Below are 22846 nucleotides of genomic sequence, written 5' to 3'. Positions count from 1 at the left end.
CCCTCAGGCTCCCGGATTATTGCGTCCGAACGTCCCTACCCGACGCAGGGCTTCGATCTCCTGCTCGGTGTACCCAAGCCTGTGGCGCAGGATTGCGGCCGTATGCTCACCGAGCCGCGGCGCCGCCGTCGGCTCGACGGTTGGTGTGAGCTTCATGGTGATTGCAGGCTCGACGTTGGGTATCGAGCCTGCTGTCGGGTGCGGAATACGACAGGTGCGGTCGCGCATCCGGACCTCGGCCGCGTTGAACGCCTGCTCGACCGTTCGAACGCGTCCAACCGGAACTCCAGCCTGGTTCATCCGGGATATCCAGACATCCATCCGTTCCGTGGCAAGGATGTCGGCGATGAGGCCGCGCAGTTGCGCACGGTTGACCCATCGCGCCCTTCGCGTGGCAAAGCGAGGATCGCTCAGGAGATCCGGACGACCAAGCACCTCAGTCGACAGCCGGCGGTAGAGCCGATCGTTGGCACATGCGATGTAGAGTGGGCCATCTGACGCTTCAAAGACGCCGACCGTCGGAGAGTCGTTCGGCGAATTTCCCGTTCGCGTGGGGTTCACGCCATTCATCAAATACGCCATTCCGGAGAAGCCTGTCATCGCCAACGCGATGTCGAACAGCGCCACCTCGACGTGCTGCCCGCGACCGAGCCGCTGCCGGGCGGCAAGTGCCAACAGGATGGCATTGCAGGCGGACATGCCGGTGGCCAGATCAACGATCGGAGGACCGGTCCGCACCGGCGGACCGTCGGCGAAACCGTTGAGGGACATGAACCCGCTTTCGGCCTGGGTGATCGGATCGAACCCTGATCGCCACGCGAATGGACCGGAGCGTCCGTAAGCCGAGATCGAGCAATAGATCAGCCCGGGATTGGTGCTGGACAATGCCTGATAGTCCAGCCCGAACTTCTCCATGACGGACGACGAGAAATTCTCCACGACGATGTCGGCCTTGGCGATCAGCGCACGCGCGACGTCTCTGGCCTGCGGGATCGTGAGATCCAACACCATGCCGCGCTTGTTCCGATTGAGGCTGAGGAACGCAGCGCTCTCTCCGCCGAGCTCGGCGTGCTCGTATGCCCGGGTATCGTCCCCCGTGAGCGGCTGCTCGATCTTGATCACCTCGGCGCCGAAATCGGCCAGCGTCTGTGTGCACGCGGGCCCTGCGACGACACGTGTGAAGTCGATCACCAGCAGACCAGCCAGCGCGGTCGGCGCGTCAGGCGACCGTGGCGCACGCTCTGGCAGGGTGACCTCGGCCGGCATCCCAGAGTCCTTCCCGCGGCTTTGATCGTCTGAAGCGATCTTCCATTCACTGCCGGGCGCGGCTTGCCTCCAACGTCCGACAACGCATGGTTAGCTCAACGGCGGCCGCAAAAAAAGCCTGGGTCGGAGCTGTCGAGCCGGGCTAGTTCTGCTGCAGCGCAATGCAATCTGCATAAGGCGTCGGTCGACAGCTCACCGCCGGATCATCTTGCGCCAATAAAGCGAGTTCCCCCAGGCCCAGGGCCGGCCCGGTTGGAACAACACATATCCGCACCGAATGAAATTGTTCGCGGAAACGATGTTGCAGGTCGTGTCCGAAACGATGCAATCCAGTCCCGAGCGGCGCGCGCGCAGCTCGATCGCACGCATCAGCCGCCGCTGCAGGCCGTAACCACACCGCTCTTGGAGAACACCAACCCTCGAAAGGTAGGCGATGCCTTTGCCGAGGGATGACGGCGTCATTCCGGCGAAGGCAACGGGCCGTCCGAGCTCGGTCGATATCCACCATTGTCCGCTCTCGAAATCAGGCAGAGGCGCGCAATCGAGGAATGTGCGCGCATGGAGCTCCTTCAAGGTGTCGAGAACGTCAGGCTCGCAAGCGTCGACCTCCCTGATGCGGAAGCGGCGGTCTCGCCGTAAGGTCCTGGCTGGCACGGCATTACCTTCCGAGCACGACTTTGATGCCGAGCCAGATCGCGCCGATCAGACCTGTCGCGATGACCGTGATGACGGCCTTGAACGTGTAGCTCTGAGCCTGCTCCACGCTCTTGCGCCAGCGCCGCAGGTGCTGGAAATCGGCTCTCAGCTCAGTGATCGTCTTCGACATGGTCGCTTCCGGAATCTTGCAAAGTGGATTTGGAACGTGGTCACGACAGCGCATCGCCGGCGGCGATCGCGACGAGCCCTACCAGGGCGAGCGAAATCAGATAGACGGTCATCGTCCTGTCCCGATCGGTTGAAAACAGAAAGGCGCGGCGGATCGCGGCCAACGCGATCGCTTCGGGCGCGAACCTTATCCCTCGCGTGAGGGACCGCTGCGGGCACGACGACGATCATCGTGCCCGCGACCACCCCGTTCGCGCGGGACGGTCAACATCCGGATGACTATGAGAGCACACGCTGCCGAACGGCAAAATGAGGTGATCCGGAAGCAGTCGCGCCAGCATCCCCGAACAGGAGCCCACCGCTGTTGGCGGGCTGCGGCCACCGCGATTTCGGAAATTTCGATGCTGACATTTTGTCAGTGATTTGCCCGACGTGTCAAATTTGATCGAAATGCGGCGATCGGGTTTTCCGATTTCGATAACCACCGGGCGAATTCCTTTCCTGAAACATAAAAAGCCCGCTGCCGACTGATCGGCGCGGGCTCTATGATTTTTTCGACGTTGGCAAAATGCGCCTGATTTGCCCGACGTGTCAAGCGCCCAAATGCGCGCCGATCGTCAGTTCATTTCGCAGCTCGTCGGGCTGAGCCGGAAGGAGGTTTCTTGATGTATGTCGTCGCAGTCGTTCTGGCCGCCTTGTCCGCGCTGTTCTACGCGGCCGCGCAGCATCAGCTCGGATCGGTCGGTGCCGACGTCTGCAGCTACGGCAGCCTGTTCTGCGATAAGCCGCACTACATGATGACGGGTGCGCTGCTCGCGGGCCTCTGGGGCAAGTTCGTCAGCATGCGATAGCAGCGTCGACGATCAGTTCTTGATCGCGTAGAGCGGCGTTCGCACGGTCAGCTGATAGACCGGCTTCGGCGCCCATGCAATCTGCGCCGTGATGCCGAACAGGCGATTGTCGTCGTCATCCATGCGATCGAGATCGAGCCTGACCAGTGGCTGCGTGTAGGCCGCGATCGGCGCGAGGGCGAGCAGCTGCGCACCGCCGAACGACTGCAGCCCGACCCGCGCGGAGACCTTCCAGTTGTTGTCCCACTGATAGAAGCCGCCGACATAGCCGGCGGTGGTGTCGCCGATCCGCGCCAGAACGGTGTCGATCTCCGTGTGAGCATATTGGATGCCCGCCAGCCAGCCGCGCATCTCGTCGGGGTCGAGCGCGTATTTCGCCTCGACCACCGTATTGAACGACGTTGTCGCCAACGGCGAGTCCGGCACCGACCGCGTCAGCGTCGACTGCAGCGTCAAGGTCGGGAATGCGCCACCGTTCTGCTGATAGACATCGGCCTGGAAGCCGAGGAACCAACTCGTCACCGCGACGTCAGACCAACCGGACAGGCCGTTGTAGGACGCGCTGCCGGTGAAGCCGCCATAGAGCGAGAGCGCGTCGCCGAGATCCGCCGTGAGCGGAACGTCGACGCCGACGCTCTGGTTGGTCGGGGCCGAGAGCTGCGGGCGCCCCGGCAAGGTTGGCCGGTCGAGCAGCTTGCGCAAGGTTGCGAGCTGCGACAGCGTTCCGAACAGCGAGGTGTCGCCGAGGCCCGTCGACAACGCCCCGCCGGGCAGATAGGCGTAGTTCGTGCGGAAATCGATATAGACGTTGGCAAGAGCCGCCGGCTCATCCGCCTCATCGTCCTTGGCAAGGGCACTGCCGCTCATGACCAGTGCCGCGCCCGCGACAAGAGCAGATATCCGCCGCTGCGTCCGACCGCCGCGCAGCCGCCATTCCTCGTGTGCCATGAGACTTCCCCCAGCACCGAAAATACGCCGGTCAAGCGCGATCCTTCAAGTGCTGATCGCGCGAAGCCGACCGGGGTCAGGGGAAAGCTGCCGCGCGTCTCATGCCGACGGCGCCGGCTTCGCGCCTGCCGCTCGCGTGGCCATGACATGGCGCAGCACGCGCGACAGCTCGTCGACCGAGTAAGGCTTCTGGATCAGGCTGAAACCGTGGCGGTCACCGTCAGCGAGGACATGACTGTAACCGCTGTTGAGCACGATCGGGATCATCGGCAACCGCCGGCGGATTTCCTGGCCGAGCGTCACCCCGTCCATGCCGGGCATCACGACGTCGCTGAGCACGAGATCGAAGCTCTCGGGATTCTCGTCGATCATCCGCAGTGCATCCGTTCCGCTGCGCGCAAGCACCGTCCGGTAGCCGAGGTCCTCGAGCAATTGCGTGGAAAATTCGCCGATCTCCGGGTTGTCCTCGACGACCAGCACGCTCCAGCGCGCAGCGAGCTGTTCGGCATCCTGCTCGCTCCGCTCGCGCGGTCCCAGTGGTTTGTCCGTCAGCGGAAGCAACAATGTCAGCGTCGTGCCCTTGCCGAGCTCGCTGTCGACCAGCACCCGTCCGCCGGACTGATGAACGAAGCCGTACACCTGGGACAGACCGAGGCCGGTACCGCGCCCAACGCCCTTGGTGGTGAAAAACGGCTCGAAGATCCGGTCGATCTGATCTGGAGGAATGCCGGATCCGGTGTCGCTGACCGCAATGGAGACGAACGACGACTGCCCGGACTGACCGCCCTCCCGGACGATCTCGCCGCGAATGCTCAGGACGCCCCGCCCCTCCATCGCATCGCGCGCATTGGCGACGAGGTTCACGAGCGCCGTCTCGAACTGATTGATGTCGACGTCGACCGGAAGCGGGCGCAAAGCGAGATCGAGCTCGATCACAGCCGGTGCGCCGAGCACGGTCTGCAGCATCTCCTCGATCCGCTCGATATGAACAGCGGCATCGAAGACGCGGCGCTCCATCGGCGTCCGCCGCGCGAAGGCGAGCAACTGTCCGGTGAGCTTGGCGGCGCGATCCGCCGTGTCCGAGATCGCATCCACGTAGCGCCGCATGCGCTCCGGGGACAGCTGGCGCCGGCGCAACAGGTCGGCCGACGACCGGATCACGGTCAGCAGATTGTTGAAGTCGTGCGCGACGCCGCCGGTGAGCTGGCCGATCGCCTCCATCTTCTGGGCCTGGCGGAACGCCTCCTCCGCCTTGCGCCGTTCGGTCAGCTCGACCGCCTCGGGCACGATGGCGGCCACCTGTCCGGTCTCATCCCGCACCGGCCGCATCTGGAAGTCGAACCAGCGTGAGCCGCCGACCGGCAGTTCGAGCTGCAACTCCTGGCGGGCCCCGTCGCCGCGAGCGACGGCGTCAACCAGTGATCTGATCACCTCGGGCATGCCGGGCGTACCCGCAAACCACGGCGTCTCCCAGAATGGCAGCCCTGCGACCTCGTGCAGCGGCGCAGCGATCGCTTCGAGCGAGGTCGCATTGGCGTCCAGAAGCGTCCCATCGGACGAGAGCAGCGCTTGGAACGTGTAGCTCGCCTCGAAGATCGTCCGCAGCCGCGCCTCCTTGGCCTGCAGCTCCGCGGTACGCTCGGAGACCTGCGTCTCCAGACGCTCGTTCAGCTCACGCAGCGTGATCTCGGCCTCGTGCCGCACCCGCGACAGATCGATGTTGGCGCGCACCCGCGCCAGCAGCTCGCGCGCGCTGAACGGCTTGGTGAGATAGTCGCTCGCCCCGGCATCAAGTCCCTCCACCTTGGCCTCTTCGCCGGCGCGCGCCGACAGCATGACCACAGGAATGTCGCGAAGCTGCGCATCGCCACGCAGCACTCTCAGCAGGCCGAAGCCGTCGAGCCCCGGCATCATAACGTCGGTCAGCACCAGATCGGGGCGGCGCCGTCGGACGGCCTCGAGGGCCGCGATGCCATCGCTGACCGCCTCCACGTCATAATCCTCGCCGAGCAAACGGCGGACGTAGTCGCGCATATCAGGATTGTCGTCCGCGAGCACCACGCGATCACGGGCCGATGCCGTCGCGGAGCGAACTCCGAGGTCATCGGATGACGACGGGTGAGGAAGCTCGAACCGCCCACCACCGTTCAGCCATCCGAGCGCCTCCTCGATGTAGGCTTCGGCACGCACGTTGGTAACGGCCAGGACACGGGAAGGTCCGATCTGGCCCGCCGGCAGATGCGCCGAGCCTAGCGGAATTCGCACGGTGAAAACCGAGCCGCGGCCGAGTTCGCTGTCTACGGCGATCTCCCCGCCATGAAGCCTCACCAGTTCCTGAACGAGAGCGAGACCGATGCCGCTGCCCTCGAAGGATCGGCCGCGCGCACCTTCGATGCGACGAAACCGTTCGAACAAATGCGGCAGCTCACTGGGCGGGATGCCGGTGCCGGTGTCGCGAACCTCGAGCTCGGCATGATTGCCGTCAGTGGACAAGCCGATCGACACCGCGATTTCACCTTCGAGGGTGAACTTGAACGCATTCGACACCAGATTGAGAACGATCTTCTCCCACAAGTCGCGGTCGACATACACCGGCTCGGACAGGGGCGTGCGGTCGATGGTGAGACGCAGGCCGGCAGGATCCGTCGCCGAGCGGAAGTTGGACACGAGCTCGGCAGTGAAACCCGCAAGATCGATCGGCTCGAAATGCGCGGTCATGCGGCCGGCCTCGATGCGCGAAAAGTCGAGCAGCGTGTTCACGAGCTTCAGCAGACGAATGCCGTTGCGGTGGATCAGGCTGAGGGCGGATCGCGCCTCGGGGGTGAGTTGGGCCTCGGCGCGGCCGAGCAGCTCTTCCAGCGGGCTCAACATCAGCGTCAGTGGCGTACGAAACTCGTGGCTGATGTTGGAAAAGAACGTCGTCTTGGCGCGGTCGATTTCGGCCAGCGCTTCCGCCCGGCGCCGCTCTGCCTGATAGGCCCCGCCGTTGCTGACGGCCGCTGCAATCTGCCCCGCGACGAGGTTCAGGAAGCGGGCATAGCTCTCGTCGTAGAGGCGGAACGGATTGAGACCTGCGACGAGGAAGCCGCCCCGTCCGGCTTCCCCCGACGCGGGCAGCGGAAGCACAACGGCGTGCTGTGGCGGCTGACGCCATCCGCCGGTCGGAAAGCTGAGACCGAACCGCCGCGGAAGGTCACGAACCAGCACCGCATCCTGCAGCTTCAGCGCTTCGGCCAGAGGCCACGTTGCTTCCGGCTGAATTCTCAGCCTCGGCTGAGCAGCGGGATGATCGCGGTCGATGCCGGTCAAGGCCTGCAGTCGCGCCGCCTCGCCGTCCGGGTCGGTCATGTAGATCATCGCGAACGGAAGGTCGCGCGCCTCCCGCGCCAACGCGTCCGCGCAGCTTGCGCAGGCCTGATCGATGCTGCGGGCCCCGGCCCCGGCATTTGCGAGTTCGCGCAGCAACGAGAGCTGGCGCTCGCTGATCACGCGCTGAGTGTCATCGGTGTTGGCGCAGAAGATTCCTCCAGGTGATCCATCGTCGTCCGGAATGGGACTGTAGGAGAACGTGTAGTAGGTCTCCTCGGGAAAGCCGTTGCGCTCCATGATCAGGAGTTGCGCCTCGACATAGGTGCCCTGGTCACCGCCGCCGGCCTTGGCCAGCAACGGACCGATGTCCTCCCAGATCTCGTGCCAGACTGCAGAGATCGGTCGGCCGAGTGCCCACGGATGTTTGCCGCCGATGATGGTCTTGTAAGCATCGTTGTAGAGATAGATCAGCTCCCTTCCCCAACCGATCCAGATCGGCTGTTGGGATGTCAGCATGATCCTGACGGCCGTCTTCAGGCTCCGCGGCCAATGCTCCGGCGGTCCGATCGAGGTGCTCTCCCAATCGAACCGCAACATCAGTCCGGCCAGCTCACTGCCTCCGGAAAAAAGCCTCTCGCGCTCGGCCATGCCGAGCTCCTGATCATGCCCTGTTTGCCGCTCGTCCGGCACGCGCTCCCCCTGGTCGAAATCCGACGTGATCTGGAACGCAGGTACTCTCCTCCGGTTCCGGAGCCGGGAACAAAAAGGGGGCGTGCGACTTCGAGACATACACCGCCGGGGGAGCGCTGCCATGGCCACGACCGTTGCATCTGAACCGAACACACCGAGACGGTCGCCCTGGAGCGTATTCCGGCTGTTGGGTCCAGGTCTCGTGACCGGTGCCGCTGACGACGACCCGTCGGGAATAGCAACGTACTCCCAGGCCGGCGCGCAGTTCGGTTATGGGCTGTTGTGGACGGTCTTTCTGACAGCGCCTTTCATGATCGCGATCCAGCTGGTGAGCGCGCGCATCGGCCGTGTCACCGGCAAAGGGCTGGCGGCCAACATCACCGCGCTTGCGCCACGCGGGATCGTCTTCGGCCTCGTCGCGCTGCTGGTCGGCGCCAACACCTTCAACATCGCAGCCGATATCGCGGCGATGGCGGAGTCGCTGTCGCTGGTGATCGGCGGTCTCAATCATGAGCACGCGCTCATCTTCGCCGCCGGGTCGACGCTGCTCCAGGTATTCCTGCCCTACCGCCGCTACGCACCTTTCATCAAGGTGCTGACCCTCAGCCTGTTCGCCTACGTCGCGACCGCTTTGATGGTCAAAGTGCCCTGGAGCACGGCGCTGCTCGCGGCGGTTTGGCCCAGCCTCTCGACGGAGGCCGACTATCTGCTGACGGTGGTGGCTGTGCTCGGCACCACCATCAGCCCCTACCTGTTCTTCTGGCAGGCCTCGCAGGAGGTCGAGGAGATGAACCAGGGCAAGGTCGACCGTCCCTTGCGCGAGCTGTCGAAGAAGGACCACCCCGACCTCCGCCGGATCAGGATCGACACCACGATCGGCATGATCTTCTCCAACGCGATCGCGTTCTTCATCATCGTGACGACCGCCACGGTGCTGCACGCGCATGGCATCACCAAAATCGACTCGGCGACGCAGGCGGCCGAAGCCCTGCGCCCGCTCGCGGGCGACTTCACCTTCCTGTTGTTCGCGCTCGGCATCATCGGGACCGGCATGCTGGCGATCCCGGTGCTGGCGGGCTCGGCCGCATACGCCGTCGCCGAGATCTTCGGCTGGCACGCGACCCTGGAGGCCAAGCCGGACGAGGCGGTCGGCTTCTACAGCATCATTGCTGCCGCCACGATCATCGGCTTCGGGCTCGGCTTCACCGGCATCGACCCGATCCACATGCTGGTGTGGAGCGCCGTGCTCAACGGCATCGCCGCCGTGCCGATCATGGCGATGATGATGGTGATCGTGTCCAATGCCGGGCTGATGGGCCGCTTCCGCGGACGGTCCTGGCTGATCGCCCTGGGATGGATGGGGACAGGCATCATGGCCATCGCCGTGCTGGCGCTGCTGTGGTCATTCGTCACGGGCCGCGCCTAGCGGCCATCGCATGTCCCTCTGCGTCGGCTGCAACGCAGTTGCACAACGTCATTGGTGCAACGCGGAACGTAAACTGTGTTAACAGTCCGTTCCCGCCATCCCGCCGCGATTGATGCCGATCAACGCCGGGCGCGCGCCGGTATGGCGGTGCTCGAACAAAGGACCTCGGAGACTGCCTTGACCCAGCCGCAACGCATGAGCGCATCGACGCTCCCCCCCTATTCTCCGCGCGGACTCGCGCTGCTGCGCGATCCGCTGCTCAACAAGGGCACCGGCTTCACCGAGCAGGAGCGCGATGCGCTCGGCCTGCGCGGCTTCCTGCCCGCCGGGGTCATGTCGATGCCGGCCCAGGCCGAGCGGATCCTGGTCAATCTTCGCAGCCTGTCCAGCGACCTCGAGAAGTATGTGGCACTGAACGCGCTGCATGACCGCAACGAAGCGCTGTTCTTCCGGGTGGTCTGCGACAATATCGACGAGATCCAGCCGCTGATCTACACGCCGACCGTCGGCCTCGCCTGCCAGAAATACGGTCTGATCTTCCAGCGTCCGCGCGGCCTGTTCATCTCGGCCAACGACCGCGGCCGGATCGCGGAGATCCTCGCCAACTGGCCGTATCGCGCCAGGCTGATCGTCGTCACCGACGGCGAGCGCATCCTGGGTCTCGGCGATCTCGGCGCCAACGGCATGGGCATTCCGGTCGGCAAGCTGTCGCTGTACTCGGCCTGCGCCGGCATCCATCCGGAAGAGTGCCTGCCCGTCATGCTCGATGTCGGCACCAACAACGAAGAGCTTCTGGCCGACCCCTACTACATCGGGCTGCGCCAGAAGCGCCTCACGGGCGAAGCCTATGACGCCTTCGTCGACGAGTTCATGACCGCGGCCCGCGCCGCCTTCCCGGGCGTGCTGATCCAGTTCGAGGATTTCGCCAACCACGCCGCGTTCAAGCTGCTGCACAAATATCGCGACGACGCCTGCGTCTTCAACGACGACATCCAGGGCACCGCGGCGGTGGCGCTCGCCGGCTTGTTTTCGGCGCTGCGCATCACCGGCGGCAAGCTCCGCGATCAGACGGTGCTGTTCCTCGGCGCCGGCGAGGCGGCCACCGGCATCGCGGATCTCGTCGTCTCCGCCATGATGGCCGAGGGCCTGTCCGAAGCAGAGTCGCTGCGGCGCAACTGGCTGACGGACTCGCGCGGCCTCGTCATCAAGGGGCGGGAGAACCTGCACGGCCACAAGCTGCGCTATGCGCACGACCAGGCGCCGATCGCGGACTTCCTGACCGCGATCAGGACGCTGAAGCCGACCGCGATCATCGGCGTGGCGGCCGTCGGCGGCGCCTTCACGCCGGAAGTGCTGCAGGCCATGGCCGAGCTGAACGAGCGCCCCATCATCTTTGCGCTCTCCAACCCGACCTCGAAGGCGGAATGCTCGGCGGAGTCGGCCTATCGCTATACCCAGGGCCGCGCGCTGTTCGCCTGCGGCAGCCCCTACGATCCAGTCAAGCTCGACGGCAAGACCTTCGTGCCGCGTCAGGGCAACAACTCCTACATCTTCCCCGGCGTCGGCCTCGGCGCCATCGCCAGCGGCGCGCGGCTGGTGACCGACGAGATGTTCATGGCCGCCGCGCATACCCTGGCGAACTGCGTCACCGGCGCCGATCTCGAGCAGGGCAGCCTCTACCCGGCGCTGCCGCGCATCCGCGAGGTGTCTGCCCATATCGGCGCCGCGGTGGCCGGCGTTGCCTATCAGAACGGGCTCGCCACGGGCCCTGCGCCGAACGATCTGCTCGGTTTCGTCGAGTCGAAGATGTACGACGCCCGCTACTGAGCCCGAGATCGCGGATGCCTCGGGCTCACCGAGGTCGAGCGAGGAGGCATCCGCTCTATTGATCCGGAACGATCGCATTGGTCGGCGTCGGCCGGTCCGTGATCTGCTGACCGAACAGGCTCGCGATCAGTTCGACCGCGACGCGCGCAGTCTTGCCGCGCTCGTCGAGGAACGGGTTGAGCTCGACGATGTCGACCGAACGGACCAGGCCGGAATCGTGCAGCATCTCCATGATGAGATGCGCCTCGCGATAGGTCGCGCCGCCAGGTACGGTCGTGCCGACGCCGGGGGCCACCTCGGGATCGAGGAAGTCGACATCGAAGCTCACATGCAGGACGCCGTTCCGCGCACGAACCCTGTCGAGGATCCGGCGCATCAGCACGCCGACGCCGAATTCGTCGATGGCGCGCATGTCGGCGATGCTGATACGCCGGAGACGCAGCAGCTCCTTTTCGGCCCTGTCGATCGAGCGGATGCCGAACAGCTCCAGCTGATCCGGGGGGATGGACGCGCGTGCCTCGTCGCCGAGCAGGCCGTCGAGACCCGGCTCGCCGCACAAGAACGCGGCGGACATGCCGTGCATGTTCGCCGTGATCGTGGTGTCCGGCGTGTTGTAGTCGGCATGTGCGTCGAGCCACAGCACGAACAGCTCCCGCCCGATCTCGCGGCAATGGCGCGCGACCCCGTTCACCGACCCCATCGACAGCGAATGGTCGCCGCCGAGAAACACCGGAATGGCGCCGGTCCGGGCCAGGTCATGGCTGCGGCGCGCCAGGACCCGCGACCAGCGCTGGATCTGGCGATAGTGCTTGGCCCTCGCCGGCGGCTCGTCTGCAGACTCCGTCATGTCGACGATGCCGACATCGCCGTAGTCGGTAACGTCGAGCCCTAGGCTTTCCAGCACGTTGATGAGACCTGCGGTGCGCAGCGCAGCCGGCCCCATCAGCGTGCCGCGGACCGACGCGCCGAGATCGATCGGCGCACCAAGGACGGCAATGCGATGTGGCGCTGTAAGGTCTGGAGAAGCCAAGACGGAATCCTTTCATCGACGGCCGGCCGCCCAGCGTAGCGCGATTTTGCACCGCGTGCTTCGCCGGTGATGCGTCTCGGTCCACGGGAACCAATCGCATCAGACGGCATTTTCAGGAACGTCACATCCGCCCTCGGCCGAATCGCGTCGGCACGGGGGGCCAATCCGACGAGCCGCGGCAGGAAGGCGACCAAAGTGAGCAGCGAAACGTTCGAAACTCCTCCACAGCCGGGCGTCGCCGAACGCGCGCTCGACACCGCGACCGACATGTCGCGCACACTCGGGGAGATGGTCGGCACCTTGAGTGCGGCCGTCGACCGGCTCAGCGAAGCGGCAAGGGACGCGCGGCGGCCGGGGACCGCTCTGTCGACCGTCAGCGCGATCACCCGCGAGGCGCCGCTCGCAAGCCTGTTCGTCGCCTTCCTGTTCGGGGTCGCGGTCGCGCGCCGGCGCTGAAGGGTGGCGCTCAGAACAGCCGCGGTCCACGCCGGTCGAGCTGCGACTCCCAGGTCAGGAGCGTGGCGACCATGATCATGATCGCGATCCCCGCGACACTGATCAGAATCTGCATCGCGAACCCGCTCGCCACATCGGTCAGCACGACCTGGCCGAGAAAGGCCAGCAGCACACCCACGCAATAGATCGAGAGCGAGCTCTCACCGCACCTGATCATGGCCGTCGTCAGCGGACGGATCGGCCCCTTCCATTGCGGCGGCGCCAGCCGTGACACCACGAAGGCAAGCGCCAGGAAATGCAACAGCCGCACCGGCGCAAGGTGGCTCTTGTAGATCGGATAGATCAGGCCGCTGATGCCGGACGGGATCAGGCTCTCGAGACTCTTGAACTCCCAGCTGAGCGCCATCAGCAGACTGAAGACGAGATAGCCGATCGCCACGACCAGCAGCATCGGCGAGTCGAGGAGCCGGCGCAGCCGCGTGGTGCCGGCATAGCTGTACCAGGCGCCGATCACGAACAGGAACTGCCAGGCGAACGGATTGAAATACAGCTCGCCGCTCGGCCACGCTGGCACCTGCCAGCTGAACAGCTGAACCATCATGTAGAGCAGGAATGAAAGCACCAGCGTCAGCGTCGCGCTGGTCATCATCAGCCACAGGATGACGGGAAAGCAGAAGTGCAGGATTGCGAACGTCAGCAGGATGTCGGTGTTGACCGGCGCGAATTGCAGCAGCGCCACATGCACCAGCGTGGGCCCGGGCTCGCGGAAGAAGAAGCCGGTGTTGGTCTCGTCGACGAAGCGCGTGCCGCCGCCGATCACCCAGACCAGCGCCGCATAGGCGAGCAGCAGGACCAGGAACGCCGCATAGATCTCCCAGGCACGCCGCAACGCCCGCACCACCGTGGTCGCCCAGCCCTGGTCCCGCAGCGCTCCGCCATAGGCCAGCATGCAGGTGTAGCCGGAGATGAAGACGAACACCTCGGAGGTGTCGCTGAAACCGTAATTGCGCAGCGTCAGCCACGCCAGCGAGTTGTCTGGAACATGATCGATGAAGATGAACCAGAGGGCGAGACCCCGGCACGCGTCGACCCGGAGGTCACGCCGTCCGTTGCCGTTCCCGTTGCCGGCTGCCACGCTATCTGTCTTCGCCAGCTCTTGATCATCGGCAAACAAGATGGACCTCGTCTCGGGATGGCGGACCAACATCGACTCCGGCATGTCGTGCCTTAATATCTCCTGCCGGTCATCGATCGGAACTCGAATCCGAAACACGCGTCGTCCGCCCTTCCGGCAGATTCCGGGCCCTCGAACGCGCCCCCCCGTCTTCGTCTTCAGGTTGCCCCGCGCGATTTCAGCGGATTGTGCACGGCCGATATCCGCACTGGAAAAGTGTGCACGGAAGCCGGGTACCTGCGGAACATTGTCGGCATGGTGGTGTTAACCATCTCACCAACCGCGGTGCTGGCAATTGTTCCAGTCCCGTATTTGCCCGGATTGATTGTAGATTGGTTAGACGTTGACTTTGAGTGGAAGTGTTGACAGGGGGGTTCCGTGATCCACCGAGGTGTCCAATATACGGTCGTGGCGACTGCTGAACCGGACATTTGGGAATGGCGGTACGAGTTTGGCGATCAGATCAAGACCGGACGCACCCAGACCAGACTCGCCGCGCTCGCGGCGCGGCGCGTGAAGTCGAAGATCGATGCGGCCCTCCGTGCGGCCCAGACGGGTTCCGTGTCCACGGTGAACGTCGCCGAACGGATCGACAGGGCGAAGGCTGTATCGCATAGCCTGACCTGACATTCTGTTCCCTGGCAGTCCGGCGAGCGCCGGTCGGCTCATCGTCTGTTGAGACAGATCAAGGCATCGATGCCGGCATTTGTCATGTTCAGACTATGGAAACTCTCGTTTTTCGCTGCTCCCAGACGGGATCGAACGTGCAGATCGGCTTGGCCACACCGGCTCTTGCCGACCAGTTCGACGCCTATGAGGCGGCCGCATGCCCCGCATGTGGCGGTACGCACCTCGTCAACAGGCTGAGCGGAAAGATGCTGAGCGACAGGGAGGGCTCGACATGTCCTACGTTGCGGAAGAGTTGACGATCACCGCCTCGCCCGGCGTGTCTCGCCCGACCGATATGTCTTGGCTGCGCCGTGCGACCGCGCTCCTGAAGGCGATCGTCAGCCGGATCGACCTGTCCCACTTTCCCAAATCGTGCTGTAATTGACGTCGAGATTCATCGACGCGCCGCGTGCCTGCGCGGCGGAACGGCCAAGATCGCCCCTCTCCAGGGGCGAAACATTCCTTCATGAGCCGCTCGCCGCCACTTGGGCGAGGTGCGCCACCACCCAACAGACAAAGATCAGGAGTTTCTTGATGCACGCCTCGGTGATGAGAGTTATCGCGATCGCGATCGCGGCTGCGGCTTCGACACCGGTCTGGGCCGCCGATCCGGATCACGGCGGAGATCTGGCCCGTCGCTGGTGCGCCTCATGCCACCTCATCGAAGGGACGCAGAAGCAGGCCAGCGCGGACGTTCCCTCCTTCGCCCAGATTGCTAAGAAGACGGATTTGACGCCAGAGAAGATCGCGTTTTTCCTGCTCGACCCGCATCCGAAGATGCCAAGCTTTCCGCTCAACCGGCTGGAGGCAGCCGACATCGCCGCCTATATCGGCAGCCTGCGAAAATAGGGCTGGGCTCCTTCGCCCGTCTGGTCCGCCCGCGCCCATTCGGCGGCAGCGCTGCCGCCGAGCTCCGTCCATGCAGACCGTCGCTCCTGCGACGGCAAGGCTCGCGGTTCAGCTCTTGGGCTCGGTCACCTTGCTCGCGGCGGACATGATGCTCGCCGTGATCGTCTTCATGTGTTCACCGGCGTTGGTGAACTGGCTGCGCAGGAACTCGGACTGGATCCGCATCGCCTCCTCGAGCTCGGTGGCGTGAACGAGCTTTCGCGCGTGCTCGAAAGCCGTCTTGATGTTCTGCTCGGTGAGAGTGAGCGCCTGCTTGGACATGTCCGCGGCAGGGCCCGGAACCGTGCCGATCGACTTGCCGGCTGCGTCGAAGAACATCTCGAACGCCTTTTCCGCCTGCGAGATGGTCTTTTCGGCCAGGTCCCGCAGTTCAGCGGGCACTTCGAGTTTGGTTTGGGTCATCGTTGCGTCCTCCACGACAGATCCAACTACCACATCCGACTCCCTGCGTCGCCGTGCAAATGGATGCGGGAAGAAGCCGGCAAGCGCCTGTCAGAGCGCGGCCAGACGTTGGCGCGCGATCTGCAGCGCGTGCTCGATCGAAGCGAGATGACGATCATAGGTCAGCCGCGCGCGCTCGTCCGAAACGAAACCTGAGAGTTCTCGCGCATGCTGCAGGGCAAGATCGAGGAGGAGGACAGTTCTTCTCACATCTTCCCTGACGCCGAATGCACCGGCTCGCACGTTGTCCGTGTGGACGGCACCGGCCACCACAACCGCGGCCTTCGCTTGCGCCCTTGCAAAGGCGGCGTGAGGCAAGAGTACTCTCGTGCGAAAGGGAACGATGTTGGTCATTGGCCTTTCCCCACTGCTCTGCAGGGGCGGATCTGCATCGAATTTTCAGCGTTTTACCCGTGGCATTTTACGGAAGCCTTAGAGCGATCGCACACTTCATGGCCGCCCTGGCCGCAACGCGAGCGACGGGATTAACTTGAAGGCAAAGGGAGCGGCCTCGACTCCGGCGAAAAGTGTCAGCCGCGGTCGCGGCAAGCGCCGATCAGCCCGAAAAGCGACGCCGATACTCCGACGGCGACACACCGAGATGCCGCAGGAACGCCCGCCGCATGCGCTCGTCGTCGCCAAAACCAGCCCGTTTGGCGATTTCGACCACGTTTTCGACCTGGCGGCTTTCGAGCAGGAGGCGCGCCGTCTCGACCCTGAGCGCCTCGACTCCCTGTGCCGGTGTCATCCCGGTACGGCTGACATAGGTGCGGGCAAAGGTACGCGGCGTCATGCCGGCTCGCGCGGCCAGCGCCTCGACCCGCAGATCGCTGGCGATGTTCTCGATGATCCAGGCATGCAGCGCACTGAACCGACCCTCGACGTCGGACGCTTGCGCCGCCAGCACGGTCGAAAACTGACTCTGGCCGCCAGGACGTTTCAGAAAGACGACGAGCCGTCGCGCCACGTCGAGTGCGATCGTATGACCGAAATCCTCCTCGATCATCGCCAGCGCGAGATCGATGCCGGCGCTCACGCCTGCGGATGACCAGACCCGGCCGTCCTGCACAAAGATGGCGTCGGGCTCGACCTTCACGTTCGGAAAGCTGTCCTGCAGGCGCGGACAATAGCGCCAATGTGTCGCGGCCCGCCTGCCCTCCAGCGCTCCGACCCAGGCCAGCGCAAAGGCGCCGAGGCAGACGGACGCGATGCGGCGGGCGCCGGGAAGCACCTGGCCGATCCACTGCATCACCGTCTCGTCCTGCCGCAGCTTCCAGATGCCGGGCCCCCCCGGAATCAGCAGCGTATCGACCTCCTCAGGCTTCAGGGATGAGAGTGGCGCAGTGTCGATCATCAGGCCGACATCGGTCGGCACAAGCCCGCCTTCCTTGGACACGTAGCTCAGCACATAGCCCGGCGCCGGCAGCTCGATCTCGCTGAGCTCGGCAAACACCTGTGCCGGGCCGGAGACGTCGAGCAGTGTCACTCCAGGAAAGGCGAAGATCGCCAGCCGCCTTTCGGCACCATCTCGACGCACCGCAGCACGCCGGGGAGAGTTGGCAGAATTCGAGGGCATATTGTCCTTTAAGCCATCGGAGCCCCGCCTGTATAGCTCGACCTTGCAGTGCTGGAGTTCACGCGATGTCGCGCAACCTGGACGGCCGATACAAGACGGTCGCCTCGCCCTGGGACGACTACACCGTCTACAGCTTCTCCGATGCGTCGGAGATCCAGCAGCCTGATCGGCAGCCGATCATGGATGCGATGAATTCGATCATTGCCATTAACTGGAAAGCAATCGAACCCCACTGGACCGCGACCTCGTCGCCATTCGACAGCAAATACAGCCTCGTTCTGGTCTACGATCACATCGGACTGGTCGCGTTCTCGGTCTATCGCGTGATGACGATCGCGCAGCGGCTGGCCATCTACCGCAGTGGGACCGAAGTACTACCCGCACATCAGGGCCGTGGCCTGTATGGGTTCTTTACGTCGCAGATCCTCAAGCATCCTGGGTCGGCCACGCCCGGCGAGGAAATTCTGTACGGATGGCGAACGCGCAACCCGATCGTGTGGGCGGCCAACGCCAAGATTTGCGAGAGAGTCGCGCCGTCGCTGCTCGACGAGTCCGCGGATGCCGAGCTGCAGGCCGCCTGCGTCGAGATGTGTGCGACCATCTATCCGGGCAAGCAGCTCGAGGTGCCCCACATGATCATGCGTGGCGCCTATGGACACATCCAGCACATCAGGCAGGACTATCACGGCAGGGCCTCGCTGGTTGAGACCGCGATGTCGCGGATCATCCCGGATTCCGCCGACGCCCTGTTCTCCGTCGGCTACGCGAGGGTGTGATGGCGGCGCTTGGACAACAGGCGGTCGCGTCCTCTCCGCTCCGGTTCTTCGATCGCGCCTATGTCGCGTGGGGAACGGTCGCGTTCGCCTACGCCATCGCCTTCCTGCAGCGGATGTCGCCGCAGACCGTGGGCCTCGACTTCATGCGGGACTTCGGCACCGACGCCTCCGGCGTCGCGATGCTCGCCTCCAGCTACTTCTGGGGCTACACATTGATGCAAATCCCCGCGGGCGTGCTGGTCGACCGCTACGGTGTGAAGCGCGTCGTGCTGTGCAGCATGACGGCATCCGTGCTCGGCAGCGCCGCCTTCGCCCTGTCGCCCACCCTGCTCGACGTCTTCATCGCGCGGGTGGTCGTGGCCTGCGGCGACGCGCTGGTGTTCACGGCGCTGCTGAAGCTCGTCGCGCAGAGCTTTTCCGACCAGCGTTTCGGCCTGATGTCCGGCGTCTCCCAGGTATCGGGCTATGTCGGCGGCGTCCTCGCCACGACTCCGCTCGCTGCTGCGGTCAGCGGCTTCGGCTGGCGCGCCTGTTTTCTCTTCATTGCCTGCGTCGGCGTCGTGAACTTCGCCTGCGCGTCGGCGACCCTGAAATCCGCACCGGCGAACTACACCAGTAGGACGCTGAAGAGCGTCCTGATCACGAGCTGGCATGCGCTCGGGTCGGCCGCGACCTGGGGATGCGCCATGAGCTTCGCTGCGCATTTCGCGGTCGTGACCACGCTCGCCGGCGTATGGGGCATCCCGATGGTCGCGCATTATTTCGGCATCTCGCCGTCGGCGGCCGGCGGCCCCCTGCTCGCCTTCATGGTCGGCAACGCCATCGGATCGATCTTTCTCGGCCATGCCGCGGACCGGATGCAGTCGCTCAATGCAGCTCTGATCTCCATCACCTTCCTGCGCATGCTGCTCGTCGTGATGCTGTTGCCGGCACTGGCGCACAGCTTCGGCTTCTTCTATGTCGGCGCGGTGTTCGCCCTGCTCGGCCTGGTGGCCGGGGGCACCGTGCCGCTGATCCTGAAAAGCACCAAGCATCTCTACACGGCGGAGCGCATCGGCGTCGGCGCATCGATCAATACGACGGCCGCCGGCATTTTTGCCGGACTGGCTCAGCCGGTGATCGCCTTTGCCATGGTGAGTGCGAGCGGCCTCAACCCCGACATCGGATCAAGCCTGCGCAGTGCTGCCAGCGATTCCGGCTACGCAGCCCTGATCGAGATTCTTCTCCTGATGTCGCTTCCTGGACTGCTTGGGCCGCTGATGATGAGGCGCAAATTGATACTTCGTACTTAAGCATAAAAAACAGAGAGGGTCAGTATGTCGCGTTTGTATTTGAGAAGGGACGAAGTCCGATCCGGCCATCAGGCCGGAAGCTGGCAGAGCGTCCTGTTTTCGGAATTCGAGGCTCAGATGAGCAGCGAAGCAAGACCCTTTCCGTGCGTATACGGCGTCGCGGGCTATCGTCACGATCAGCTTCGCTATCTGTTTCTCGACCCCATCGACATCGATGTGCTCGGCCAGCAGCTCGCCTTGTTCGTCTCCGAGAGCCGCTCGCACGGGCCCAACACCTCGCTGGTCCTGTTCACCCGCCCGCGCCCGGTTCAGACCATCGACTCCTACTACAAGAAGTTCTGGAAGATCCTCGATCAGTTGGCCCGCGTCGACAGCCAGCCGTGGCCGGCCGAAATTCCCGAGACCGTCGATCATCCGATGTGGGAGTTCTCGTTTGCCGGAGAGCCGATCTTCGTGGTCTGCAGCACACCCGCGCATGTGATGCGGCAAAGCCGTCGCTCGAGCGCATTCATGCTGACCTTCCAACCGCGCTGGGTGTTCGAACGGATGCTCGGCACCGATGAGGCCGCCGCCAAGGCCTTCGGCGAGGTGCGCAAACGGCTGGTCCCGTTCGACACGACGGCGCCGTCGCCCCAGCTCGGACGCTACGGCAATCCGGAGGGCCGGGAGTTCAAGCAGTATTTCCTCTACGACGACAACCAGCCGCCGCCGGCCTGTCCCTTCCACAAGCTGGCGCAGACCAAGCCATCGTCCATCGCAGACAAGGAGCAGGCCGCATGACCCAGATCATCGCTGGAACGAAGACCAGCTTTGCGATCGATCCCGACATCCTGGCGCTGTTGCCGACGCAGGGCTGCATCGAGCTGCAGCACGATGCGGCCGGCAAGGTTCACGCCTTTCATACCCACCCGGTCGACGAAATCCTCGTCGTGATCCGGGGACGGCTCACGTTTCGTTGGGAAGGCGGCGAGCGCATCTGCACGGCCGGCGACAAGATTCTGCTGCCGGCCGGGACGCTGCACGAATCGGAAGCGCTGGATGATGCAATCTACGCGATCGCGACGCGACCGCCCGCAACCATTGCATGCAATCGGGAGGGATGAGCTCAGGACAGAGGGCGATCGGTCTCCGAAAGGGACTCCGCGGTCAACCGCTCAACCATCTCGATCACCTCGATGCGCTGGCCCGGAGCCAGCTTCAGGAATGCCTTCAGCAGACGAAGGCTTTCCACGGCTTCGCTCGATGGGGCTCCGAGCTTCGTGTGCAGCTCCGCGATGAATGTTGAATTCTTCATCTCGCACCTTTGGCAGGAAACAGTAATGCCAGTCCTTAGCAAACGTGAAGGCCTTGCACGCAAGGTAGATACTGCAGCAATCGAGGCTGAAAGTCTTGGTCTGACGACTGCGACCCTGATCCTCAGGATGGCCCGCCTGGAAATCGACCGTGCGGAACCCGAAGAGGTTGAAAGTATGCCAGCGAACAACTCTTGCAGCAAGCCGAACTGACCGGTTGGTTGATTTCGGCGTCACAATTTGAGCCTTCTGGCAGTTTCTGGCTGACGATACCAGTGGAAACGGTCGTTTACCGAACGAGGCGGGGGGATTACGGAAGCGGTAAGCTTGTCCTCCACATTAGAGGTCTTCTATAGTTTGCTTGGGGGAAGAATGGGTTGCGGATCCTGTCCGGGATCCGTGCCCACTCCCGCGACACAGCGGCTGCAGGAAGACCATGCGCACTTATTATTTCGATATGAAGGATGGCATTCCGACCAGAGACCGGACCGGCCTGGAATTTGCGACGAGTGCAGGGGCGATCGAGCACAGCCGGGATTTGGCCCGGCGCCTCCGGCACGACCCGCGCATCACCGACCGCAGGCTGTCCATCGTCGTCGTCGACGAATCTGGCGCGGAGGTTCACCGCGAGCCGGTTTATCCGGCTGCAGTGAAAGCCAGCCTGTCCTGATTTTTTCATAGGCGTGCCAGCAGTGACTGCGCGCTGACTGCTTTTTCTACTTTTCGTAGAGGGCACGAAAAGCAAGACAACTCTTGAGTGTGCATATCGGACGCGCGGTCCGGGCCGCTTCGGCATCAAGAGCCCCCTGAGTGCCAGACGCCCCGCCGATCCACTCGACCGGCTCTCTCCTTTCCTCGGCCGCCAACGCACGCCGCCGCTGCACCACCGAGGGCCTATTGCTGCTTCTCCCAAAACGAGAGCAGGCCCTGGGAGGCCGAACCGCCGATCACGCACGGGATGCCGACGGCGACCTGCCCCAGCGCGGCGGCCGAGACACAACCGAGCGCAAGGGCGCCGACGCCGAGCTGTCCCCAGAAATCCATGTTGCGCCGGGCATCCGAGCCCTTGGTCTTCAGCTCCTCGACGGCGGCGACGGCATCCTTGCGGACGGCGCCGAGCTGCACCGTATCGGCGGCCTCGACCACCTCCCTGAGCGGCTCCTTGACCGGTCCCGACTGCCGCGCCAGTTCCTCCCGGAGATAGTCGCGCAGGCTGGCATCGCGCACCGAGTAGCTGGCAAGCGTATAGCGCGCCATGCTGCCGATCGTCAGCTTGTCGACCGTGTCGCGGCTCTTCGACCAAGGCAGCATCTGGACGATACGCTGGATCGGTACGCGCGAGCCGGTTGCGAAGTAATAGCCCCAGAGGATGTCGAGCAGATCCTGGTGGGTCGCGTAGCTGAGCCGCGTGTCGAGCTTGCGTTCCTCCTTCTTGAACGGATTCTGCGTCAATGCGCCACGCAGCTTGTCCATCACGCCAGGCTTCGTTTCCTCCAATGGGATGTCCATCAAGGTCGGCTGTGCGCCGCTGAGATAGCCGTCGATCATCACGCGGCGGCCCGGCATCTTCGGCGCCACCCTGCGCATGAGATTGCGCCAGTCCGGCAGACCTGAATAAGCGATGGCTCGCACGACCACCCACTCCTCCTCGGGAGGCACGGGAAAGAAGCTGTTGACAAGTTGTTCGGCCTTGGCGGGATTGGAGCCGATCGCCCCCGCGATGAATCCGAGATAAATGCCCGCGTTCTCCGGCTCCTTGAACGTCTGTGAATGGAATAGCACCCGGACCGCCGCCGGCACATGGGCGTAGTCGGGTTTGGTGCGATAGTTGTAGATCCAGTTCTGGACGACACCGAGCGACGCGCGTGGGTCGATCTCCGGGACGACCGCAGCAGCAAGAGCTGATTGAACGAAAGTGCAAGCGATGAGGGCCAAGGCGATCGCGCGCATGGTCTGCTCCCGACAAACGTTCGCCGCATCAGCATCTGCTGGCGCGTACGGATGAGGACGATGCTGCACGCCGTTTGAATCGACTCTGCGTCGAATCTGCGGCCGTGCTCGGTTCCCTGCCGGTCACCCTTCGCAGGCG

At 64.2% G+C, this 22846-nt stretch carries 26 protein-coding genes; 13 read left to right on the top strand and 13 right to left on the bottom strand.

Annotated features, from left to right (window positions below):
- Nucleotides 1-3 precede the first annotated feature (3 nt).
- The 4 genes from QX010_RS14005 to QX010_RS13990 all read right to left on the bottom strand — a co-directional run bounded on the left by QX010_RS14005 (nucleotide 4) and on the right by QX010_RS13990 (nucleotide 2255).
- On the bottom strand, nucleotides 4-1266 hold the full coding sequence (locus QX010_RS14005) for a CoA transferase (RefSeq protein ID WP_316180037.1): 1263 nt from the start codon (nucleotides 1264-1266) through the stop codon (nucleotides 4-6).
- A gap of 192 nt (nucleotides 1267-1458) precedes the next feature.
- The gene (locus QX010_RS14000; protein ID WP_316180036.1) at nucleotides 1459-1920 is read right to left on the bottom strand and encodes a GNAT family N-acetyltransferase; all 462 of its coding nucleotides are present in this window, start codon (nucleotides 1918-1920) and stop codon (nucleotides 1459-1461) included.
- A 4-nt stretch (nucleotides 1921-1924) separates the two neighbouring features.
- Complete coding sequence (locus QX010_RS13995) at nucleotides 1925-2092, bottom strand: hypothetical protein (RefSeq protein WP_315753630.1); 168 nt, start codon at nucleotides 2090-2092, stop codon at nucleotides 1925-1927.
- Nucleotides 2093-2132: 40 nt separating this feature from the next.
- On the bottom strand, nucleotides 2133-2255 hold the full coding sequence (locus QX010_RS13990; protein ID WP_316180034.1) for a hypothetical protein: 123 nt from the start codon (nucleotides 2253-2255) through the stop codon (nucleotides 2133-2135).
- A gap of 501 nt (nucleotides 2256-2756) precedes the next feature.
- On the opposite strand from QX010_RS13990, the gene QX010_RS13985 reads away from it, so the two are divergent.
- On the top strand, nucleotides 2757-2942 hold the full coding sequence (locus tag QX010_RS13985) for a hypothetical protein (RefSeq protein ID WP_315803600.1): 186 nt from the start codon (nucleotides 2757-2759) through the stop codon (nucleotides 2940-2942).
- A gap of 12 nt (nucleotides 2943-2954) precedes the next feature.
- Here QX010_RS13985 and QX010_RS13980 read toward each other — a convergent pair whose 3' ends face one another.
- Nucleotides 2955-3890, bottom strand: coding sequence for a hypothetical protein (locus QX010_RS13980; RefSeq protein ID WP_316180033.1), 936 nt, complete (start codon nucleotides 3888-3890; stop codon nucleotides 2955-2957).
- Nucleotides 3891-3989: 99 nt separating this feature from the next.
- On the bottom strand, nucleotides 3990-7847 hold the full coding sequence (locus QX010_RS13975; RefSeq protein WP_316180032.1) for an ATP-binding protein: 3858 nt from the start codon (nucleotides 7845-7847) through the stop codon (nucleotides 3990-3992).
- Nucleotides 7848-8010: 163 nt separating this feature from the next.
- Between QX010_RS13975 and QX010_RS13970 the strand changes: the two genes are divergently transcribed.
- Together QX010_RS13970 and QX010_RS13965 are read left to right on the top strand one after the other, a co-directional pair.
- Nucleotides 8011-9315 carry a divalent metal cation transporter gene (locus tag QX010_RS13970; protein WP_315803603.1) on the top strand — a complete coding sequence of 435 codons (1305 nt, stop codon included), beginning with the start codon at nucleotides 8011-8013 and terminating at the stop codon, nucleotides 9313-9315.
- A gap of 195 nt (nucleotides 9316-9510) precedes the next feature.
- Nucleotides 9511-11142: an NAD-dependent malic enzyme gene (locus QX010_RS13965; protein ID WP_315803793.1), complete on the top strand. Its 1632-nt coding sequence runs from the start codon at nucleotides 9511-9513 to the stop codon at nucleotides 11140-11142.
- A 55-nt stretch (nucleotides 11143-11197) separates the two neighbouring features.
- Here QX010_RS13965 and rocF read toward each other — a convergent pair whose 3' ends face one another.
- On the bottom strand, nucleotides 11198-12172 hold the full coding sequence (gene rocF / locus QX010_RS13960) for an arginase (protein ID WP_316180030.1): 975 nt from the start codon (nucleotides 12170-12172) through the stop codon (nucleotides 11198-11200).
- 195 nt (nucleotides 12173-12367) lie between these two features.
- Between rocF and QX010_RS13955 the strand changes: the two genes are divergently transcribed.
- Nucleotides 12368-12628, top strand: a complete 261-nt coding sequence (locus tag QX010_RS13955; protein ID WP_315803605.1) for a hypothetical protein — start codon at nucleotides 12368-12370, stop codon at nucleotides 12626-12628.
- Between the two features lie 10 nt (nucleotides 12629-12638).
- Here the strand turns inward: QX010_RS13955 and QX010_RS13950 are convergent, their stop codons facing one another.
- Entirely contained in the window at nucleotides 12639-13835 is a 1197-nt protein-coding gene (locus QX010_RS13950; RefSeq protein WP_410051950.1) for an OpgC domain-containing protein, read from the bottom strand.
- A gap of 345 nt (nucleotides 13836-14180) precedes the next feature.
- On the opposite strand from QX010_RS13950, the gene QX010_RS13945 reads away from it, so the two are divergent.
- The 3 genes from QX010_RS13945 (at nucleotide 14181) to QX010_RS13935 (ending at nucleotide 15320) form a co-directional block, all read left to right on the top strand.
- Nucleotides 14181-14429 (top strand): hypothetical protein, encoded by a 249-nt coding sequence (locus QX010_RS13945; protein ID WP_315803607.1) that lies wholly within the window; start codon nucleotides 14181-14183, stop codon nucleotides 14427-14429.
- Nucleotides 14430-14703: 274 nt separating this feature from the next.
- Nucleotides 14704-14856, top strand: coding sequence for a hypothetical protein (locus QX010_RS13940; protein WP_316180026.1), 153 nt, complete (start codon nucleotides 14704-14706; stop codon nucleotides 14854-14856).
- 149 nt (nucleotides 14857-15005) lie between these two features.
- Entirely contained in the window at nucleotides 15006-15320 is a 315-nt protein-coding gene (locus tag QX010_RS13935) for a c-type cytochrome (RefSeq protein ID WP_316180024.1), read from the top strand.
- Nucleotides 15321-15428: 108 nt separating this feature from the next.
- Here the strand turns inward: QX010_RS13935 and QX010_RS13930 are convergent, their stop codons facing one another.
- From QX010_RS13930 to QX010_RS13920, 3 genes are all read right to left on the bottom strand, one after another.
- Nucleotides 15429-15782, bottom strand: coding sequence for a phasin (locus tag QX010_RS13930; protein ID WP_316180022.1), 354 nt, complete (start codon nucleotides 15780-15782; stop codon nucleotides 15429-15431).
- A gap of 90 nt (nucleotides 15783-15872) precedes the next feature.
- The gene (locus QX010_RS13925) at nucleotides 15873-16175 is read right to left on the bottom strand and encodes a hypothetical protein (RefSeq protein WP_315803610.1); all 303 of its coding nucleotides are present in this window, start codon (nucleotides 16173-16175) and stop codon (nucleotides 15873-15875) included.
- Between the two features lie 202 nt (nucleotides 16176-16377).
- Nucleotides 16378-17397 (bottom strand): GlxA family transcriptional regulator, encoded by a 1020-nt coding sequence (locus QX010_RS13920; protein WP_315803611.1) that lies wholly within the window; start codon nucleotides 17395-17397, stop codon nucleotides 16378-16380.
- 65 nt (nucleotides 17398-17462) lie between these two features.
- Between QX010_RS13920 and QX010_RS13915 the strand changes: the two genes are divergently transcribed.
- The 4 genes from QX010_RS13915 (at nucleotide 17463) to QX010_RS13900 (ending at nucleotide 20568) form a co-directional block, all read left to right on the top strand.
- A complete protein-coding gene (locus tag QX010_RS13915) occupies nucleotides 17463-18173 on the top strand; it encodes a hypothetical protein (RefSeq protein ID WP_315803612.1) in 711 nt (236 codons plus the stop codon).
- A complete protein-coding gene (locus QX010_RS13910; RefSeq protein ID WP_316180020.1) occupies nucleotides 18173-19465 on the top strand; it encodes an MFS transporter in 1293 nt (430 codons plus the stop codon). Before QX010_RS13915 ends, QX010_RS13910 begins: the two co-directional genes overlap by 1 nt.
- Nucleotides 19466-19582: 117 nt before the next feature.
- Nucleotides 19583-20245 (top strand): YqcI/YcgG family protein, encoded by a 663-nt coding sequence (locus tag QX010_RS13905; RefSeq protein ID WP_315803614.1) that lies wholly within the window; start codon nucleotides 19583-19585, stop codon nucleotides 20243-20245.
- Nucleotides 20242-20568: a cupin domain-containing protein gene (locus tag QX010_RS13900; protein WP_315803615.1), complete on the top strand. Its 327-nt coding sequence runs from the start codon at nucleotides 20242-20244 to the stop codon at nucleotides 20566-20568. Before QX010_RS13905 ends, QX010_RS13900 begins: the two co-directional genes overlap by 4 nt.
- A gap of 2 nt (nucleotides 20569-20570) precedes the next feature.
- Here the strand turns inward: QX010_RS13900 and QX010_RS13895 are convergent, their stop codons facing one another.
- Complete coding sequence (locus tag QX010_RS13895) at nucleotides 20571-20759, bottom strand: hypothetical protein (RefSeq protein WP_315712988.1); 189 nt, start codon at nucleotides 20757-20759, stop codon at nucleotides 20571-20573.
- Between QX010_RS13895 and QX010_RS13890 the strand changes: the two genes are divergently transcribed.
- Nucleotides 20740-20970 (top strand): hypothetical protein, encoded by a 231-nt coding sequence (locus QX010_RS13890; protein WP_315803616.1) that lies wholly within the window; start codon nucleotides 20740-20742, stop codon nucleotides 20968-20970. The two genes, QX010_RS13895 and QX010_RS13890, sit on opposite strands and share 20 nt — an antisense overlap.
- Before the next feature lie 223 nt (nucleotides 20971-21193).
- Nucleotides 21194-21427 (top strand): DUF6894 family protein, encoded by a 234-nt coding sequence (locus tag QX010_RS13885; protein ID WP_315712992.1) that lies wholly within the window; start codon nucleotides 21194-21196, stop codon nucleotides 21425-21427.
- Between the two features lie 224 nt (nucleotides 21428-21651).
- On the opposite strand, the gene QX010_RS13880 is transcribed toward QX010_RS13885, so the two are convergent.
- The gene (locus QX010_RS13880; RefSeq protein WP_315803617.1) at nucleotides 21652-22707 is read right to left on the bottom strand and encodes a hypothetical protein; all 1056 of its coding nucleotides are present in this window, start codon (nucleotides 22705-22707) and stop codon (nucleotides 21652-21654) included.
- Nucleotides 22708-22846: the final 139 nt, after the last annotated feature.

It is taken from the genome of Bradyrhizobium sp. SZCCHNRI1009 (assembly GCF_032487575.1).
Classification (GTDB): domain Bacteria; phylum Pseudomonadota; class Alphaproteobacteria; order Rhizobiales; family Xanthobacteraceae; genus Bradyrhizobium.
The sequence above is the reverse complement of the archived record's forward strand: the minus strand, read 5'-3'. Positions and strand labels throughout refer to the sequence as shown.